10 protein-coding genes are annotated in these 20,277 nt (G+C 60.3%); 5 read left to right on the top strand and 5 right to left on the bottom strand.

The features are described from left to right. Nucleotides 1-145: 145 nt before the first annotated feature. Nucleotides 146-3,172: a D-2-hydroxyglutarate dehydrogenase YdiJ gene (gene ydiJ / locus ACZ9BE_RS13105; protein ID WP_476249532.1), complete on the top strand. Its 3,027-nt coding sequence runs from the start codon at nt 146-148 to the stop codon at nt 3,170-3,172. Here the strand turns inward: ydiJ and ACZ9BE_RS13100 are convergent. Together ACZ9BE_RS13100 and ACZ9BE_RS13095 are read right to left on the bottom strand one after the other, a co-directional pair. Then, a complete protein-coding gene (locus ACZ9BE_RS13100; protein ID WP_056789305.1) occupies nt 3,105-3,791 on the bottom strand; it encodes a paraquat-inducible protein A in 687 nt (228 codons plus the stop codon). The genes ydiJ and ACZ9BE_RS13100 overlap by 68 nt on opposite strands. Next, nucleotides 3,788-4,384, bottom strand: a complete 597-nt coding sequence (locus ACZ9BE_RS13095; RefSeq protein WP_476249531.1) for a paraquat-inducible protein A — start codon at nt 4,382-4,384, stop codon at nt 3,788-3,790. Before ACZ9BE_RS13095 ends, ACZ9BE_RS13100 begins: the two co-directional genes overlap by 4 nt. Before the next feature lie 182 nt (nt 4,385-4,566). Between ACZ9BE_RS13095 and ACZ9BE_RS13090 the strand changes: the two genes are divergently transcribed. Beyond that, a complete protein-coding gene (locus ACZ9BE_RS13090) occupies nt 4,567-5,736 on the top strand; it encodes an acetyltransferase domain-containing protein (protein ID WP_476249530.1) in 1,170 nt (389 codons plus the stop codon). A 252-nt stretch (nt 5,737-5,988) separates the two neighbouring features. On the opposite strand, the gene ACZ9BE_RS13085 is transcribed toward ACZ9BE_RS13090, so the two are convergent. Continuing rightward, complete coding sequence (locus tag ACZ9BE_RS13085) at nt 5,989-7,380, bottom strand: aldehyde dehydrogenase family protein (RefSeq protein ID WP_476249529.1); 1,392 nt, start codon at nt 7,378-7,380, stop codon at nt 5,989-5,991. Between the two features lie 103 nt (nt 7,381-7,483). Between ACZ9BE_RS13085 and ptrR the strand changes: the two genes are divergently transcribed. Next, nucleotides 7,484-8,362, top strand: coding sequence for a putrescine utilization regulator PtrR (ptrR, locus tag ACZ9BE_RS13080; protein WP_038862196.1), 879 nt, complete (start codon nt 7,484-7,486; stop codon nt 8,360-8,362). 12 nt (nt 8,363-8,374) lie between these two features. On the opposite strand, the gene ACZ9BE_RS13075 is transcribed toward ptrR, so the two are convergent. Together ACZ9BE_RS13075 and ACZ9BE_RS13070 are read right to left on the bottom strand one after the other, a co-directional pair. Then, on the bottom strand, nt 8,375-8,998 hold the full coding sequence (locus ACZ9BE_RS13075) for a glutathione S-transferase family protein (protein WP_056789310.1): 624 nt from the start codon (nt 8,996-8,998) through the stop codon (nt 8,375-8,377). Between the two features lie 115 nt (nt 8,999-9,113). After that, a complete protein-coding gene (locus tag ACZ9BE_RS13070) occupies nt 9,114-9,932 on the bottom strand; it encodes an alpha/beta fold hydrolase (RefSeq protein ID WP_095180222.1) in 819 nt (272 codons plus the stop codon). A gap of 223 nt (nt 9,933-10,155) precedes the next feature. On the opposite strand from ACZ9BE_RS13070, the gene ACZ9BE_RS13065 reads away from it, so the two are divergent. Both ACZ9BE_RS13065 and ACZ9BE_RS13060 read left to right on the top strand, forming a co-directional pair. After that, nucleotides 10,156-11,862 carry a ShlB/FhaC/HecB family hemolysin secretion/activation protein gene (locus ACZ9BE_RS13065; protein ID WP_460095179.1) on the top strand — a complete coding sequence of 569 codons (1,707 nt, stop codon included), beginning with the start codon at nt 10,156-10,158 and terminating at the stop codon, nt 11,860-11,862. Between the two features lie 25 nt (nt 11,863-11,887). Beyond that, entirely contained in the window at nt 11,888-20,272 is an 8,385-nt protein-coding gene (locus ACZ9BE_RS13060; protein ID WP_476249528.1) for a two-partner secretion domain-containing protein, read from the top strand. Nucleotides 20,273-20,277 lie beyond the last annotated feature (5 nt).

Below are 20,277 nucleotides of genomic sequence, written 5' to 3'. Positions count from 1 at the left end.
TCGATAGCGGGTCGAAATTACGCTTGTTCCATGGCTGGCCAGCAATGAACATGGGCGCAATCAGATGGCGGAGCCTGACGCAATCATTCCTTGCGCACAACTGTTCACCGCCACACAGCCCGATTTGACCGAGATAACCCGACCAATGATTGCCCAGCTGTCGCCCGCCAAAGCCTTGACCGGCGATTACCAACAATTCCTCGCCGCCCTGAAAGACAGCGGCTTTCGCGGTGAAATCAGCGCTGATTACGCCAGCCGCGTGGTACTCGCGACCGACAACTCGATCTATCAGCGCCTGCCGCAAGCCGCTGTGTTTCCGCTGGATGCGGATGATGTGGCACGTGTCGCACGGCTGATTGCCGAACCGGCGTACGAGAAAGTGGTGATCACCCCGCGTGGCGGTGGCACCGGCACCAACGGTCAATCGCTGACGGACGGTATCGTCGTCGACCTGTCGCGGCACATGAATCGCATTCTGGAAATCAACGTTGAACAGCGCTGGGTGCGGGTGCAGGCCGGGGTGGTCAAGGATCAGCTCAACGCCGCGTTGAAATCCGCCGGGCTGTTCTTCGCCCCGGAACTGTCGACCTCCAATCGCGCCACGGTCGGCGGCATGATCAATACCGACGCCAGTGGCCAAGGCAGTTGCACCTACGGCAAGACCCGCGACCATGTGCTGGAACTGGAGATGATCCTGCGCGGCGGCGAGCGTTTGCACGGTCTGCCGCTGACGGAGGACGAGCTTGAAACGCAGTGCGCCCGCGACGATCGGGTCGGCGAAGTCTATCGTTGTGCGCGGCAGATCATTGATGAACAGGGCGAGCTGATCAAGGCACGCTTTCCGGATCTCAACCGCTGCTTGACCGGTTATGACCTGGCGCACCTCCGTGAGGCCGACCAGCGCTTCAACCTCAACAGCGTGCTGTGTGGCGCGGAGGGCTCGCTGGGCTTCGTCGTCGAAGCGCGGCTCAACGTGCTGCCGATTCCCAAGCACACGATGCTGGTGAATATCCGCTACGCCGGGTTCATGGATGCCCTGCGCGATGCGCGGGCGTTGATGGCGCTCAAGCCGTTGTCGATTGAAACCGTCGATTCCAAGGTCTTGCTGCTGGCGATGCAGGACATCGTCTGGCACGGCGTTGCCGAATATTTTCCCGAAAACCCTGAGCGACCGACTCTGGGCATCAACCTGGTCGAGTTCTGCGGTGACGATCCCGAAGACCTGCAGCGCCGCGTCGAAGCGTTCCTCGAACATCTGCAAAGCGACCGCACCGTGGAGCGCCTCGGACATACACTGGCGATCGGTCAGGCAGCGGTGAACAAGGTCTATGGCATGCGCAAACGGGCGGTGGGCCTGCTCGGCAACGTCGCCGGCGAAGCCCGCCCGCAGCCTTTCGTCGAAGACACCGCAGTGCCGCCGCAGCATTTGGCCGAATACATCGCCGAGCTGCGCGAGCTGCTCGACAGCCACGGTTTGCAGTACGGTATGTTCGGCCATGTTGACGCCGGCGTACTGCACGTGCGGCCGATTCTCGACATGAAAGACCCGCAGCAAGCGGCGCTGGTACGCCCGGTGTCTGATGGCGTCGCCGCGTTGACCCAGCGCTACGGCGGCCTGCTCTGGGGCGAGCATGGCAAGGGCCTGCGTTCGGAGTACGCGCCGGCATTCTTCGGCGAGTTGTACCCGGCGCTGCAAGCCTTGAAAGCCGCGTTCGACCCGCTCAATCAGTTCAACCCTGGCAAAATCGCCACGCCGGCCAACGGCGGCGCGGCATTGCTGAAGATCGACGAAGTGACCCTGCGCGGCGAGCTGGATCGGCAGATCGACGAGAAAGTCTGGCAAAGCTACGGCGCGGCCATGCACTGCAATGGCAACGGCGCCTGCTACAACTTCGATCCCGATGACGCCATGTGCCCGTCGTGGAAAGCCACCCGCGAACGCGCGCAGTCGCCCAAGGGCCGCGCTTCGCTGATTCGTGAATGGCTGCGGTTGCAGGGCGAGGCGGGCGTCGACGTGCTCTCGGATGCGATTCGCAAACCGGCTTTTTTCCGCTCGCTGTGGCAGCGCTGGCGCAACAGCCGCGATCCGTCGGCGGACTTCTCCCATGAAGTGTATGACGCCATGGCCGGTTGCCTGGCCTGCAAATCCTGCGCGGGGCAGTGCCCGGTCAAGGTCAACGTGCCGGAATTCCGCTCGCGTTTTCTCGAGCTGTATCACAGTCGTTATCTGCGGCCGGCACGGGATTACCTGATTGCCTCGCTGGAATACACCATTCCCTATATGGCGCGGATTCCGGCGCTGTACAACGGTCTGATGGGCGCTGGCTGGGTGCGTGGCGCACTGGCGCGGATCGGTGGCATGGTCGATGTGCCGTTGCTCAGCCGTTTCGATTTCCACGCAGCGATGCGCCGTTGGCAGGTGCAGCCAGCAACGGTTGCAACGCTGTCGGCGCTGACCCCAGAGCAACGCGAACGCAGCGTGGTTATCGTGCAGGACGCCTTCACCCGCTACTTCGAAGCGCCGCTGCTGGCTGATCTGGTCGAGCTGATTTCGCGGTTGGGTTATCAGGTGTATCTGGCGCCGTTCAGCGCCAATGGCAAACCGCTGCATGTGCAGGGCTTTCTCTCGGCGTTCAATCGCGCGGCTTTGCGTAACGCTGAGCAGTTGCAGGCGCTGGCGCAGACCGGGGTGCTTTTGCTGGGGCTGGATCCGGCGATGACTCTGGTCTATCGCCAGGAATACCTGAAAGTACCGGGCCTGAATGAATGTCCTGAAGTGGCGCTGGTGCAGGAATGGTTGCTCAAGGTCATGCCAGAACGGACGCCTGATGCTCAGCCGAAAGCGTTCCGTCTGCTCGCCCATTGTACGGAGAAAACCAACGCGCCGGCCGCGACCCGCCAATGGGAACAGGTGTTCCAACGGGCCGGCTTGCAGCTGGCCACGCAAGCCACCGGTTGCTGCGGCATGTCCGGTACCTACGGCCACGAAGCACGTAATCGCCAGACCTCGGCAGTCATTTATGAGCAATCGTGGGCGCGTCAGGTGCAGGCTTCGGCGGAGCAGGGCGAGGCGTTGGCGACTGGCTATTCTTGCCGCAGCCAGGTCAAGCGCCAGTCGGATCAGGCGCTGCGCCATCCGTTGCAGGTGCTGCTCCAGACGCTGCGTCGCTGACCGTGTCGCTGGTTTCCTTGTCCCAGATCAGGCGCGGGTCGAAACTCATCGCCGCGAGCATGGTGAACACCACGACCAGGCCGAAGAAGAGGATGCCCGGTCGTGGCTCGATATCGCCCAGCGCCTGGAATTTCACCAGCGCAGCAACCAGCGCGACCACCAGCACATCGAGCATCGACCAGTAACCGATCAGCTCGACGAAGCGATACAGCTTGGAACGCTCCTTGCGCGCCCAGTCGCTGTTGCGCTGCACGGTGACGAGCAGCAAGGTCAGGGCGACGAATTTGACCCCCGGCACCGCGATGCTGGCGATGAAAATGATCAGCGCAATATCCCACGCCCCGGCTTCCCAGAACTCCAGCACGCCGCTCATGATCGTGCTGTCGGCACCGTTGCCAAGCATCACCGTATTCATCACCGGCAGCAGATTGGCGGGAACATAAAACGCCAGCGCGGCGAGCATGTACGCCCAGGTTCGCGCCAGCGAATTGGTCTTGCGCCGGTGCAACGGCGCATCACAGCGCGGGCACTGGTGTGGCTCGTCGGTCATGTCACAGGCCAGGCCACAGCTGTGGCACAGGCACAGGTTGAGTTCGCTGGCGGTCGGTGGACGCTTCATAAAATGTCCCACAGTTCACGAATGTCCCGGCCGGCAATGCGGATCATCATCAGGCTCAGCACCGCCAGGGCGAACAGGCCGATCCCGGGCAGTACATCGAGCAGTCCGGCGAGTTTGAACACCGCGACCATCGCCCCCAGCAGACACACTTCGAGCATGCTCCACGGGCGCAGGGTTTCCAGCCAGCGCATGCACAGATTGAACCCCGGTGCCCGACGCAGGCCGAGGGCAAAACTCAACACCCAGACCAGCAACACCAGCTGAAATGCCGGGGCGATGATGATCGCAATCGCCGCGACCATTGCAATGAACGTAATCGGCCCCTGACTCAGAGCAAGCACCGAATCCCAAAGGGTTGCGCTGTTTTTCATGCCTTTGAGGCTGATGCTCATCACCGGGTAGAAATTGGCGAACAGCCACAGCATCGCCGCCGTGAACGTCAGCGCCAGACGCTGCTCGATGGTCAGGCCGTTGAAGCGCTGCAGCACGCCACCGCAGCGCACGCACAGGGTTTTCTGGTGTTGGGCGAGCACGACTTTCTCGTACACACAATCACAGTGCTCGCAGATGATCAGGTGTTCGGTGTTGAACATGGACAACGCTCGAGGAGGGCCGCGACGGCAGGGCAGACCTGTTCACTATAGAAGGCCGGGGCCGATGGGCAACCTTGATCCTGACTTGTTTGGGTTTTGCTTTTTTGATGTTATAAGGTAACGCGAATTTGCGGGCGGCGTTGCGGCCGTCCGGTGTTATTCCTCTCGATTGCGAAAGCCCCATGACTCCTGTGCTTCCCCGTTCTTCCCCATTGACGACTGGCCGGCTGCTGTCCATTGATGCGCTCCGAGGCCTGGTGATCCTGTTTATGCTGCTCGATCACGTACGTGAAACCTTCCTGTTGCACCGACAGGTCTCCGATCCGATGGACATCGCCAGCACCGAGCCGGCGCTGTTTTTCAGCCGCACATTGGCGCATTTGTGTGCGCCGGTGTTTGTCTTGCTGACCGGTTTGTCGGCATGGCTCTACGGCGAAAAATACGCTGGCAAAGCCGATGTCAGCGCGTTTCTGTTCAAGCGCGGATTGTTCCTCGTGGCGCTGGAATTCACTTTGGTCAACTTCGCCTGGACGTTCCAGTTGCCGCCCAGCGTGATCTACCTGCAAGTGATCTGGGCGATCGGCCTGAGCATGATCGCTCTGGCATTACTGGTCTGGTTGCCACGTGCGCTGCTGCTGACGCTGAGCGTGGCGATCATCGCCGGGCACAACCTGCTCGACGCGGTGCATTTCCCGGTCGAGTCGGCGATGCATGTGCCTTGGGCGGTTCTGCATGATCGGGGCTGGATCGAGATCAGCGACACCTTGCGCCTGCGCACCTCGTACCCGCTGCTGCCGTGGATTGGTGTAATCGGCCTGGGCTATGCGCTGGGGCCGTGGTATGCTCGCGGCATGGACGCGGCGGTGCGTCAGCGTCGTTTGCTGATCGCCGGGGTCGCTGGATTGCTCGGCTTCGTGGCGCTGCGCTTGATCAATGGCTACGGCGAAAAACCGTGGGCGATCAGCGATTCGCTGGTGCAGACGCTGATGAGTTTTTTCAACATCACCAAGTATCCGCCGTCGCTGCTGTTCATCGCGCTGACTGTGAGCGTGGGGCTGTTGCTGTTGCTCGCCTTTGAGCGCGTGCAGAGTCGCCGCTGGATTGGCTGGCTGACGGTGTTCGGTTCGGCGCCGATGTTTTTCTATCTGCTGCACTTGTACGTGTTGAAGGTGTTGTACCTGATTGGTGTGGCGCTGTTCGGCCTGAATCAGGGCAGCTATTTCGGCTTTTCGACGGTGACGGCGGTGTGGCTGGCGGCGGTGGTTCTTGCCGTGGTGCTGTTCCCGGCAGTGCGCTGGTTCTCGGCATTGAAAGCGCGGCGGCGGGACATCAGCTGGCTGAAATATCTGTAAATTGCGTGGACTTGTGGGAGTGAGCTTGCTCACGAAAGCGGTGAATCAGCCGGTATAAATGCTGGCTGATGCACCGCCATCGCTGGCAAGCCAGCTCCCACAGGGTTCTATGGTGTTTGCTGTATCAGTTTCCACCGCAGTATTTGTGGGAGCTGGCTTGCCAGCGATGGCGCCGGTGGATTCGGCATCTTCATCGCTTGATACACCGCTTTCGCGAGCAGGCTCGCTCCCACAGGTTTTACAGCATCCGGCTTATTTACGATCCAGCCACACGGTCTGCGCGTTGCAGAATTCCCGTACGCCAAAGTGCGACAGCTCACGACCGAAGCCGCTTTTTTTCACGCCGCCGAAGGTCACACGCGGATCGCTGGCGGAGTAGCCGTTGATGAACACGCCGCCGGTTTCCAGTTCACTGGTCAGTCGCTCAGCCAGCACCACGTTCGCGGTGTAGATAGTCGCGGTCAGGCCGAAATCGCTGTCGTTGGCCAAGGCCACGGCGTGTGCGCAATCGCGGGCGGTGATGATCGAAGCGACCGGGCCGAACAGCTCTTGCTTGAACGAGGTCATGCGGTCGGTGACATCGGCCAGTACCGTCGGCTCATAGTAGTTGCCCGAACCCTCAACCTTGCCGCCCCCCAGCAACAGCGTCGCGCCTTCCTCCAACGTGTCGCGCACTTGCTGATCCAGTTCATCACGCAGATCGAACCGCGCCATCGGCCCGATGTAAGTGTCGGCGTTCAGCGGATCGCCCATTTTCAACTGGCATGTCGCTTCAACGAACTTGCGGGTGAATTCCTCGACCACACCTTGTTCGATGATCAGACGTTTGGCAGCCGCGCAGACCTGGCCGGAATTCTGATAACGACCGACCACCGCCGCGTGCACCGCCTCATCCAGATCAGCATCGTTGAGCACGATGAACGGATCGGAGCCGCCGAGTTCCAGCACGCATTTCTTCAATGCCGCACCGGCCTGAGCGCCGATGGCCATACCGGCGCGGACGCTGCCGGTCAGCGTCACAGCGGCGATGCGCGAATCGGCGATGGCGGTGGAAACGCCTTCCGGGGTCACGTTGATCACTTCAAACACGCCATCGGGGAAGCCGGCGCGAACAAACGCATCGCGCAGCAGGTAAGCGCTGCCCATCACGTTCGGCGCGTGCTTGAGTACGTAGGTGTTGCCGGCAATCAGCGTCGGCACCGCGCCGCGCAGCACTTGCCAGATCGGGAAATTCCACGGCATCACTGCCAGAATCGGCCCCAGCGGGCGGTACTCGATGCGCGCCTTGCCGCCTTCCACCTGAGTCGCCTCGGCGTCGAGCATGGCTGGGCCGTGTTCGGCGTACCACTCGCAGAGCTTGGCGCATTTCTCGATTTCGCCACGGGCCTGGGCGATCGGCTTGCCCATTTCCTGGGTGATCATGGTTGCCATCGCTTCTGAGGTTTCACGCAGCGCGCCGGCGAGGGCGGTCAACAGGCGCGAACGATCCTGCAGCGGCTTGCGCTTCCACTTGCCGAAAGCGAATGCAGCGCGAGTCAGTGCCGCATCAAGGGCAGCGGCGGATTCAAACGCGTAGTGACCGATCTGCTCACCGGTGGCGGGGTTGATCGAGATGGCGTGGGTCTGGCTGGAAATCTGGCTCATGACGTTGTCCTGTAGGTTCGTCGGATGGGCCTAGAGTAGGGTGGCGCTAGTTTTCTGGAAACTGAATAATAAAGAGCGTTTCCTTCACGATTGGAGAATGACTGTGGATCTGGTGCAACTGGAAATCTTCAAGGCCGTGGCCGAGCACGGCAGCATCAGCGCCGCCGCCACGCAGATCCACCGCGTGCCGTCGAACCTGACCACACGGATCAAACAGCTTGAGCAGGATCTCGGCGTCGATCTGTTCATCCGCGAGAAGAGCCGTCTGCGCCTGTCGCCGGCCGGGTGGAGTTTTCTCGAATACACGCGGCGCATTCTCGATCTGGTGCAGGAAGCCCGCGCTACGGTGGCAGGCGAAGAACCCCAGGGGGCGTTCCCCTTGGGCTCGCTGGAAAGTACCGCAGCGGTGCGCATTCCAGAACTGTTGGCGGCGTACAACCAGCAGCACCCGAAGGTCGATCTCGATCTTTCGACCGGGCCATCGGGGACGATGATCGACGGCGTACTGTCCGGGCGCCTGGCTGCGGCATTCGTCGACGGCCCGGTGCTGCATCCGGCCCTGGAAGGTGTGCCGGCGTTCGAGGAGGAAATGGTCATCATCGCGCCGCTCAATCATTCACCGGTCGAACGTGCGGCGGACGTGAACGGCGAGAATATCTACGCCTTCCGATCCAACTGTTCCTACCGGCATCATTTCGAAAAATGGTTCAGCACCGACGCTGCCGTACCCGGCAAGATCTTCGAAATGGAGTCCTACCACGGCATGCTCGCCTGCGTCAGCGCCGGTGCCGGCCTGGCACTGATGCCGCGAAAAATGCTGCAAAGCATGCCCGGCAGCGCGACGGTCAGCGTCTGGCCGCTGACCGCGGACTTCCGCTATCTGACCACTTGGCTGGTGTGGCGCCGGGGCACAGTGTCGCGCAGTCTGAGCATGTTCGTGCGCTTGCTTGAAGAGCGGGGCGTGGTGCGTGAGCAAGCCTGATCGAGCATGTCTTTATGGCGTGCCGTTGCGCCCGTACAAACGATAACCGTCGCGCTGATTCAAGCGATCGTAATAGGCGCGCACCGCAGCAAGATCCCCGTGATCGAGCGGCGTTTCGAACCAGCGATTGACCGACAGCCCGATCGGGATGTCCGCCAGGGAAAACTGCTCGCCACTGACGTAAGCGCCGGTCTTCTCCAGTTGGCGATCGAGGATTTGCATGTTGCGCGTCCAGTCCCGGCAGCCGGCGGCCAGGGCATCGCGATCCTGATAGTCCGGCGACTTGCGCACCAGCGCCATCAGCGGATACGACCACGAGCGATTCAGCTCCGAGGCCTGCCAGTCGGTCCACTGATCGACCCGCGCCCGGGCAACAGGCTCAGCGGGATACAAATGCGCGCCGCCGTAACGCGTCGCCAGATAACGAATGATCGTGTTTGATTCCCACAAGGTGAAATCGCCGTCCTGGATCACCGGCACCATGGCGCAGGGATTCAGCGCGAGAAACTCCGGCGTGTTTGGCGACTTGAAACCCGAACCCCAGTCTTCGCGCTCGAACGGGATGTCCAGTTCGGCACAGGTCCACAGCACTTTGCGCACGTTGATCGATGAGGCTTTGCCGAGTAGTCGCAGCATGGGATTTCCTTCTCCGGGTAGTGGACGCAGAAAAATACCATAGCGCAAAACACAAGGCCCGCATTGCGCGGGCCTTGGTTCATCAGCATCTGACTACGGCTTTTGCCGGGCGGGATTACCGGTTGAGGAACGCCAGCAGATCCTCATTCAACGCCTGCGCATGGGTTACGGCGAACCCGTGCGGCGCGCCGGCGTAAACCTTCAACTCAGCGCCTTTGATTTGCGCAGCGGCCTGTTTGCCGGTGGTTTCGAACGGCACGATCTGGTCGCCGTCACCATGGATCACAAGGGTCGGCACGTCGATCTTGGCCATGTCCGGGCGGAAGTCGGTTTCCGAGAACGCGGTCACGCAATCGACGGTGCCCTTGAGCGAGGCCATCAGCGCGATGTTCAGGGTTTGCGTGAGCACGCCGTCAGAGACTTTCTGGCCCTGATTGGTGCCGTAGAACGGCGCGTTGAAATCAGCGATGAATTGCGCACGATCCTTCAGCAGGCCGGCCTTGATGCCGTCGAACACCGATTTGTCGACGCCGTCGGCGAAGTCGGCTTTCTTGCCGAACAGCGGCGTGACCGCGCCGAGCAATACCAGGCCGGCAACACGCTCGCTGCCGTGGCGGGCGATGTAGCGGCTGACGTCGCCGCCACCCATGGAGAAGCCGACCAGAGTTACGTCGCGCAAGTCCAGATGGTTGATCAAACCGGCGATGTCATCGGCGAAAGTGTCGTAGTCGTAGCCGGTCCACGGCTGCTCCGAGCGACCGAAACCACGGCGGTCGAAGGCGATGGTGCGGTAGCCGCGACTGCTCAGGTACTCCATCTGGTATTCCCACATGTCGGCATCCAGCGGCCAGCCGTGGCTGAACAGCACGGGCTTGCCGCTGCCCCAGTCCTTGTAATAGATCTCGGTGCCGTCTTGGGTTTTGAAGGTGCTCATGCAAACTCCTTGTGATCGTGTGTGGCAAGAATAGATGCCGAATGGGCAACGGCCACTATCCGCGCAAAACGCGCCCGCCACTTGTACGCAGGTGCTGGTTTCACCCGTATGAAAGCGCGGCAAATCCCGATGAGCGGAACAAACTTAAGTTTGACGTCAAAATGATGGCCCTCTAATATCGCGCCACTATTTTGATGTCACTTTTTATGTCGAGGGATCGAACATGTTTTCACCCGCCTTCACGGCGCGGTTGTGCCTGGCGCTGCTCTGCCTTTCTCCGCTTGAATCTGCCTGGGCCGCGCCCACTCCTGGTGAAACCGACCTGATCCGCGAACGTCAGAACCGTTTGCTCGAAGAGCAGCAGCGGCGCCTCGAAGAACTCAAGGATCTGCCCGGCAAAGACGCCAAACCGGCGCAACCGACAGCACCCGCCGATACGCGCTGCTTCACCATCAAGGACATCGAGCTCAAGGGCGCCGACAGCCTCTCGGAGCGCGAAAAGACGCGGCTGCTCAAGCCTTATATCGGCGAATGCCTCGGCGTGCCGCGGCTCAACGAGCTGCTCAAAGTCATCACCGATCACTACATCGAAAAAGGTCTGGTCACCAGCCGTGCTTATCTGCCGCAACAGGATCTGTCCGCCGGGCACCTGAAAGTGCTCGTGGTCGAAGGCAAACTCGAAGGCATGAAAGGCGCAGAAAACAGCCGGCTCTCGGATCGCGAACTGGCCATGGCTTTTCCCGGCAAAAGCGGTGAACTGGTCAACCTGCGCGAGATCGAGCAAATGGTCGACCAGCTCAATCGCCTGCCGTCCAACCAGGCCAAAATGGAGCTGGCGCCGGGGCAGAATGTCGGCGGCAGTGAAGTGCGCGTCACCAACACGCCGCAGAAGCCTTGGCGCGCCGGCCTGTCGCGCAGCAACGACGGTCAGCGCAGCACCGGCGAGCAGCAGTGGGGTACCTCGTTCGATTGGGACAGCCCGCTGGGTCTGGCTGACCAATTGAGCCTGCGCGGCGGTCATGATGCGATGACCGATCATCAGCACACCTCCAACAACGCCATGCTCAATTACAGTCTGCCGTGGGGCTGGTGGACGTTCAGTTACACCTACAGCCAGAGCGAGTACCGCTCGCAGATCGCCGCCAACGGCTACAACTTCAAGCAGACCGGCGACAGCGAAAACCATCAGTTGCGCGCCGAACGCGTGATCCATCGCGACGCGGTCAGCAAGACCTCCCTCAGTGCGGGACTTTCGTACCTGCGCAGCAACAACTTCATCGAAGACAGCAAACTCAAACTGAGCAGCAATCGCATCAGCGAAGCGCAATTCGGCTTCAACCACGGCCGTCGTGTCGGCAGCGCGTTCGTCAACTTCGACGCTGGCATGCAGGAGGGCATCGGCGCTTTCGATGCGCAGGGCAGTCACGATCCCGGCCCGGGCGAACCGGACGCACGCTATCGCAAATACACCGCAACCCTGAGCTATCTGCAGCCGTTCAAACTGTGGGACGAGTCATTCAGCTTCAGCAGCCTGATGACCGGCCAGCGCAGCGAAGACGTGCTGTTCAGCCCACAGCGCACCAGCCTTGGCGGCTCGGCGTCGATCCGTGGCTACAAGGATCAATCGCTGTCCGGCGACAGTGGTGGCTACTGGCGCAACGACCTGCGCTGGAGCCGCCCGGTGACTGCCGAATGGCTGCGGCCAGTGTTCGCCGAGTACGGCACCAGCCTCGGATACGACCAGGGCGTAATTCGCGGCGATCGCTACAACGGCGACCAGCACGGGCGCATGTCGAGCAACTCGCTGGAGTTGTTCGCACGTGGTCAGCATGTGGCCGCCAGCGTGACTTTCGCGCATTCCCTGGAACGACCGGACGCGCTGACTGAGCGTGAAGCGCCGATCTATTTCCGCCTGGATTTCTTCATTTAATTTTTGCCCGCTTCGAGATTCTGATATGGACATTCGCCACCTGGCCTTCCTGGCTAGCCAACCTTCTGCGGCCGTAAAAAAGCGCGAGCAATTCTGCGGCATGCCCAAGCGTGGTCTGGCCTTTTTGCTGGCGAACGTCATGTTCTGGCAACCGGTGTGGGCGCAGGCGGACGGCATCGTTGTCAGTGCACCCGGCACCAGTCTGGATCGCGCCGGCAATGGCGTGCCAATCGTCAACATCGCAGCGCCCAATGGCAGTGGCCTGTCGCATAACCAGTTCCACGACTACAACGTCGGTGCGCAAGGCGTCATCCTCAACAACGCCACCGACCGCATGCAACAGACGCAACTGGGCGGGATCATTCTCGGCAACCCGAACCTGCGTGGCGCAGCGGCACAAACCATCCTCAACGAAGTCAATGGCGGCAGCCCGAGCCAGTTGCGCGGCTACACCGAAGTCGCAGGGCAATCGGCACGGGTGATCGTTTCCAATCCTTACGGCATCAGTTGCAACGGTTGCGGTTTCATCAACACGCCACGTGTCACGCTGACCACCGGTAAGCCGGTGCTCGACAATGGTCGCCTGGAGCGCTTTCAGGTTGATCAGGGAAGCGTGTCGATTGACGGCGTCGGTCTTGATGCGAGCAACGTCGACAGTTTCGAAATCATTACTCGCAGTGCGCAGATCAATGCACAGATCCACGCAAAAAACCTGAACATCACCACCGGCCGCAACGACGTCAACGCCGACACGCTCAGTGCCACCGCCCGTGCCGATGACGGCAGCGCCAGACCACAACTGGCCATCGACTCCTCGGCGCTCGGCGGCATGTATGCCGGTGCAATCAAACTGGTCGGTACCGAGCAGGGCGTTGGTGTGAAGCTGGCGGGGGATCTTGCCGCCAGCGCCGGTGACATCCGGATCGACGCCAATGGCCAGCTGACCCTGGCTAAAGTCACGGCGGGTAATGCCGTCGATGTAAAGGCCAAAAGTCTCGATGCCCAGGGCGCGGTTTATGCCGGTACGCAGGTCACCGTACAAACCGCCGAAGACCTGATCAATCGCCAAAGCCTCGCTGCCCGTGACAGCGTCAGCCTGAGCAGCGGCGGCAGGCTGACCAACGCTGGTGTGATTGAAGCCGGGGTGAACGCAGACAACAGCCGCAACGCCAAGGGTGATCTGTCGATCAACAGTGCTTCGGTGAGCAACAGTGGCAGCGTGTTGGCCAGCCGAACCCTGACCGCCAGCGCAGCCGCAACGTTCGAGAACCAGAACGGTACCGTGCAGGCTCAAGACATCACTCTGAACGCGGCGCGCCTGGTCAACCAAGGTGTGAATGCGCGTGTTTATGGTGAAACCCGTCTAGTCGTGAGCGCGCCGGCCATCGTCAACCTCAGCGGCCTGATTCGCTTCGCCGATGGGCAAGCGGCAACACTGGTGGTCGACAGCATCGACAACCGTCAGGGTCGTATCGAAATCGCCGGCGGCAGCCTCAAGCTCAATGCTCAGGAGGTAAAAAACACCGGCGGCAAAGTGATCGCCGGTCGCCTCGACGTGGACGCCCGTCAACTGGACAACAGCGGCGGCCTGATCGGCGCCAGCGACGGTGAGGCCAAGGTTGTCGCCCGCGAACGTCTGAATAACGGCGCGGGCAAGATCCAGGCGAAAACCACACTGGCACTGTCGGGAGGGGAGTTGCTCAATCAGGGGGGGACGCTGGCAGCCGACGACATTCTCGTCACGGCCACTCGCCTCGATAACAGCGCCAAGGGTGTGATCAGCGCGGAAAAAGGTGCTGCTGATCTGACGCTGATGCAGGATTTCGATAACCACGACGGCAAGGTGCAGACTTCGGATCGCTTGACCGTCTTTGCGCAGAGCATCAACAACCGCAACGCAAGTCTGACGGGCAAAACCCTCGAGGTGGCCAGTCGCGGCACGCTGGATAATACGCAAGGCGCGATTTCGTCCGATGACAGCGTGGTTTCCAGTGCAGACCTGGATAACAGCCTTGGCCTGATCCAGGGGACCGATCGCCTGAGCCTGACCGCGCAAGATCTGCAAAACGCCAGCGGCCAACTTTTGGGCGGCATCGTCGACGCAAACCTGCGCAATCTGATCGGCAACAACGACGGCACGCTCAGCGCCGAAACCGGGCAACTGACGCTCCTCGTCCAGCAGCACTTGAACAACGCATTGGGCCGTCTGCAATCCATCAAAGGCGATGTGGAACTGCGTGCCAGCTCTATCGATAACCGTGGCGGTGTAGTCGCCGCCCGGCAATTGCTGGTGGTGGCCAAGGACGGATACGTCGACAACCGTGGCGGGCGGATGATCGCCGACGGCCTGGAGTTGCACGCGGCCAGCCTTGATAACCGTGCCAACGGGTTGTTGGCCGCAGGTGCCGATGGCGCGCGGTTGATCCTCAAGCAAACTGCACCAAGCCAGTCGCAACTGCTGAATCAACAGGGCCGGATTCAGAGCGAAGGTCAGTTGCACATCGACGGTGACGAGATCGACAACAGCGCCGGTGTCCTGCTCGGCAACGCTATCGACATCAATGCCAAACAACTTGGCAACAACGACAAGGGCGGCATCGTCGGTAATGGCGGCGATGTCGTCCTCAACATTGCCGGAGTTTTCAGCAACGTCACCGGTCTGGTCGATGCTGGCGCACAGCGCTTGCTCCTTGATCAACTGACCTCGCTGGATAACCGGGGCGGCACCCTGCAAGGCAAGCGCCTGGACATCAATAGCGCCTGGATCAACAACAACGCTGCCGGGCAGATCATCGCTGGCAGCGACGGCCTGAAGATTACTGGCAAAACACTGCTCAACCAGCAAGGTGTGATTCTGGCCAACGGCAGCCATGCCGAACTGGCGCTGAACAACGGCAATTTGCAAAACCAGGGCGGCACGCTGCAAGCCGACTCGGTGAGCATCACCAGTGCCGACCTCGACAACAGTGCAGCCAGCGGCAAGGCCGGGCTGATTTCCAGCCTGATTGATGACTTGACGCTGACCGTGACGCGCTTGGCTAACCGCGCCGGCAGAATGTTCGGCAAGGATCAGGTGATCTTCACTGGTACCAGCCTGGACAACACCGGCGGCGAGATCAGCGGTAATCAGCTGGGGCTCGAAGCCGTCGGGCAGGTTCTCAATCAGGGCGGCCTGATCGAATCGGCGAACAGCCTCAAGCTGACTGCCAGCGGCTTGGATAACAGCGCCGGCGGCCAGCTCCGCGCCCTCGGTGGCGCTGCGAGTCAGATCAAGCTGACCGGCAATCTGAACAACCAGAGCGGCGTGATCGAAATCGGCAGTCAGGACCTGCTGCTATCCGGTGCCGAAATCAATAACTTCAGCGGCAATGTTCGCCACGCGGCACAGGGCCTTTTCGACCTGGATGTGAGCCAACTGGCCAACAACCAGGGCAGTCTCACCGGGCTGGGCAATGGTGTATGGGATGTCGGCTCGGTCAACGGTGTTGGAACCTGGCAACTGAACGGCGGGCTGACCTACACCAGTGCGCAGAACCTGACGCTCAATGCTGGCGAACGGATCGCCAGTGCTTCGGCGCTCAGCCTCAACGTGGCCAACCTGAACAATGCCGGACAATTGCTCAGCGGCGGCGATCTGGCGCTGACCCTTGGCGGCAATCTGCTCAACAGCGGCAAAGTCTCCGCGCAGCAGAAACTCACGATCAGCGCCAACGACGTGATCCAGCAGGACGGGCGACTGGTTAGCGGCGGCGACACCGTGATGACCTTGCGCGGCACACTGGACAATCTCGGTCGCCTGATCGCCAACCAGAACCTCACGGTGACGGCGGCACGGATCAATAACAAAGGCACCCTCGGCGCCCAAGGCAATCTCGAATTCACCGCCGCCAACGGTCTCTACAACGATGCCGACACGCTGCTGTTCAGCGGCGGCACGATGAAGCTGCACGGCAACAGCCTGAATAACTATTACGGCGATATTTACAGCCGCGGCAACATGAGCTTCGACGCTGTCGATGGCGGGCGCGCGGCGTTGTTCAGCAACTTGTCGGGCACCATCGAAGGCGAGGGTGACGTCGATATCAACGCGGTTTCCTTCGAAAACGCCAAAGCCGAGTTCGAGCTGACTTCCGGTCAGTCGTCCGGCAGTTTGAGCTGGGTGTGCGGTCAGCACTGCGATGGTGGTGATGGCTGGAAGCGCGGCACCATCACCATCACTACCCAATTCAACGACGAGGTGCTCAAGGACTCGCGCGCGGCGCGATTCGTGGCAGGCAAGAACTTCACCATCCACGCCAACCAGGTTGAAAACCGTTACAGCCTGCTGGCCGCCAACGGCAACCTGACCGTGACGGCTGACAGCCTGCTGAACCAGGGCGGGGAGTCGCGTTCGGGGACGCGCGTGGTGAAAAGGGGCACCCCAGGGCGTATCGACAACAGCCTCTGGGACAAGATGGAGTTCGTCGATGTTCCGGCGTTCAACGCGGCTACCGCGGCCGGCAACTTCGATCAGGTGCGGTTCGATGAACTGATCAGTCGCTCCAGTGATTCGCGATTCTCTTTGATGAGTGACGTCACCACCTGGAACGCAAACGGCAACGCCGTTTACGCTGCGGTGATGCAGGCCGGCGGCAAGGTCAAGCTCGACGTCACCAACAGCATCCAGAACGGCACGCTATACGACAACACTTATGGCCAACTGACAGGTTCTCTGGCCAGCGACCAGACTGACGCGGTCGGCGGCATCAACATCAACCTGGGCAAACATAGCACCGACGCTGTCGCCCAAACCTCCAGATCCGTTACCCGTATCGAGCATGTCGACGCCGATGGCGTGAAGCAGATCAGCTTCACACCGGTGGACTTCAAAGGTGTGCCGTTCGCCGCCGTCGACCCGACGGCTTCCTCGACCTTCCGGTTGCCGAAAGGCCCGTACGGCATGTTCGTGCAAAGCACGAATCCGCAGAGCCGTTATCTGATCGAAACCAACCCAGAGCTGACTCAGACGACGGCGTTCATGAGCTCCGACTACCTGCTCGGCAAGCTCGACTTCAGCGCCGATGAAGCGGCGCGTCGCCTCGGTGACGGTCGCTATGAATCGCGGCTGATCAGCGACGCCGTCATGGCCCAGACCGGCCAGCGTTTTCTCGCCGGTGGCCTGGAGAACGACTACGAGCAATTTCGTTATCTGATGGATAACGCGCTCGCCAGCAAAAATCAACTGAACCTCTCAGTCGGCGTCAGCCTGACCTCGGCGCAGGTCGCTGCGCTGACCCACGACATTGTCTGGATGGAAGAGCGCATCGTCGACGGCCAGAAAGTGCTGGTGCCGGTGTTGTATCTGGCGCAGGCCGAGTCGCGCAACGTGCGCGGTGGCAGCCTGATTCAGGGCCGAGATCTGGAAATGCTGGCCGGTAGCGATCTGGTCAACGTCGGCACATTGAAGGCCAGCAACGACGTGTCCGTCGACGTCAAGGGCAGCCTCTATCAGGGCGGTCTGGTGGAAGCCGATGAACGCATCAAACTCATGGCCACCGACAGCATCCGCAACGCACTTGCCGGCGAAATCCGCGGCAATCAGGTCGAACTGACGACACTCAAGGGCGATATCGTCAACGATCGCACCGCCATCGAGGTGCGTGATGGCAACGGCATGCGCACCCTCGTCGACGACGGCGGCATCATCAGCGCCCGCGACAGCCTGACCATCAAGTCCGGACAGGATCTGACCAACGCGTCTGCCATCAGCAGCGGCGGTGACGCCAGCCTGAGTGCAGCGCGCGACATCAACCTGTTGGCGACACGCGACGAAGACGAACTCCACGAATCCTTCGATGGCGGCCACCGCTCAGTCATTACCACCACCGTGGAAAACCTCGCGTCGACAGTGAAAACCGGCGGCGACCTGAAGCTCGATGCCGGTCGCGACATCAACGTCGTCGCCAGCACAGCGGAAGCCACCGGCAACCTCACCGCCGAGGCCAAGCGCGACATCAACATGTCCTCGGCCGGAGATGAACACAACGTCGAAACCCATAGCAAGGACGGCAAGAAACGTGTCCATGAACAGGATGACCACACTGTTCAGAAAGCAGCTGAGTTCATCGCCGGCGGCGACGTAAAAACCAGTTCCGGGCGTGACACCACACTGGTCGCGAGCAAAATCAGCGCAGGCAATGAAGCCTACGTCTACGCCGGTAACGACCTCAATCTGCTGGCCGCGCAGAACAAGGACCACACGCTCTACGACATGAAGGAGAAGGGCGGTTTCGGCAACCTGAAACTCCAGCGCGACGAAGTCACGCAGGTCACCCACGTCGGCAGCGAAATCAAGACCGGCGGCAACCTGTCTCTGGTCAGCTTGGGCGACCAGCATTACCAGGTGGCCAAACTCGACAGCGGCAAGGACATCCTCCTCGACAGCGGCGGCGCCATCACCTTCGAAGGGGTGAAGGATCTGCATGACGAGAGCCATACCAAAACCAACAACAACGCCGCATGGGTCTCGGCCAAGGGGCGCGGCAACACCGACGAAACCCTGCGCCAGACGCAGATGATTGCCAAGGGCAACATCGTCCTGAAAGCGGTCGATGGGCTGAAGATTGACATCAAGGATGTGAGTCAGGAGTCCGTCAGCCAGACCATTGATGCGATGGTCAAGGCTGATCCGCAACTGGCGTGGTTGAAGGATGCGGAGGCTCGGGGAGATGTTGATTGGCGGCGCGTGAAGGAGATTCACGAGTCGTTTAAATACAGCAACTCGGGGCTTGGCCCGGCTTCGCAGATGATTATTGCGATCGTGATGGCTGCCTTTGTCGGGCCTGCTGCGTTCGCTTCGCTAAGCGCGAGCATGGGCACAGCCTGGGCCGCAGGCCTCGCCGCTGTGGCAACAGGTGCAGCCACGAATGCCACGACCAGTTTTATCAATAACGGCGGAAACCTTGGAGCGGTTTTCGCGGACGTTACTTCATCCGATGCACTGAAGGGCTATGTGATTTCCGGAGTGACAGCCGGATTGATGGCCGAATACCTGAACCAGCTGACGGGTATGAAATACGATCCGAATACCGGAAAGCTGCTCGGCCCGTCGTTAGCCACGTGGGAGGGCGTCGGTAGATTCGCTGGAAGCCAAATCATCCAGGGTGGCACTTCCGCGCTGATCACCAAGGCAGTCGGCGGCGATGCAAGCGCCGGTGACGTTCTGAAGACGGCTCTGTTCAATACCGTCGCAGCGTTCAGCTTCAACATGGTGGGCGATCTCACGCAGGGCGTTCTGGATGATGGCTCAGCGGGCAAAATCATCATTCATGCGGCGGTGGGTGGGCTGTTGTCGGAGATGACCGGCGGGGATTTTGCGACAGGCGCGTTGGCGGCTGGTGCGAATGAAGCGCTTGTTGGTGAGATGAACAAATGGTTCAAGGGCAATCCTGAGTTGTTGCTCATGGGGTCGCAGATTGTGGGGGTGCTCTCCGCAACTGCGCTGGGCAATACTGATCAAGAGTCATTGGAAAATGCTTCTTGGGTTGCCAACAACGCGACACAGTACAACTTCCTGAATCATCAGCAAGTAGACGATCTCGTCACAGAGTTGAAGGGCTGTAGAGCTAGCGAAAATCCAGCAGCCTGTCGAGAGAAAGTGAAGGATACCTATGCGAAACTGAGCGCGAAAACCAGTGGATCCGAACTGTTCAAGTGCGAGGGTTTCGATCAGTGTAATGGTCAGACGAACGCCGCTGAAGGAGGGACCCTGGCGCTTGAAAACTACGATGCAAATGGCGGGTTAAGTGCTGAAGAGCGAGCGATTGTTCAGGACTTCCAAGACTCGAACCACACGGACGAGCTGAACTCTCACCATAAAACGATGCTGGGTGATCATGCGGAAATCGCTGGGACGATTCTGACTGGAGGGATCGGGGCTGGGAGCAAATTGGTTGGCAAAACCGAGGAGGTTCTGGTTGGTGCAAAAGGTGCGGCGGATATCGGAGCCGTAGACGACGTAGCTCTTCCCGGCTTAGGTTCGACACCAGGCCTACTCTCGTCACCTAGCATTCCATCGGGAGCAGGACTTGGTGGTTTCAAATTTGGACTAAGCGCGGGTGAAATAAACGCCATCAATTCAAAATTTGATGGTTCAATATCGTTTCGAAGCGTGGATACGGCTATTGCAAACGCCAGCAATTATGATGGATTCTTTAATAAGGCTGGTTCAATTATAAGAGATATCGCAGGGGGGCATCTGTTTGATAATGGGAATAAACGAACGGCTGTTGAGGTTGTGGAGCGGCTAATTATAAGAAACGGTGTCGATGGTCCGCCAAAGCAGGTGATATGGAATGTCGTAGATAAGGTTGCTACAGGGAAATTAACAGATGTTAAAGATATTTCTAACGCATTGAGAGGTCTGGATTGATGTCT

This window comes from Pseudomonas sp. TE9122, from assembly GCF_056278925.1.
Note: the sequence above shows the minus strand (reverse complement) of the source record. Positions and strands in the feature narration are given on the sequence as shown.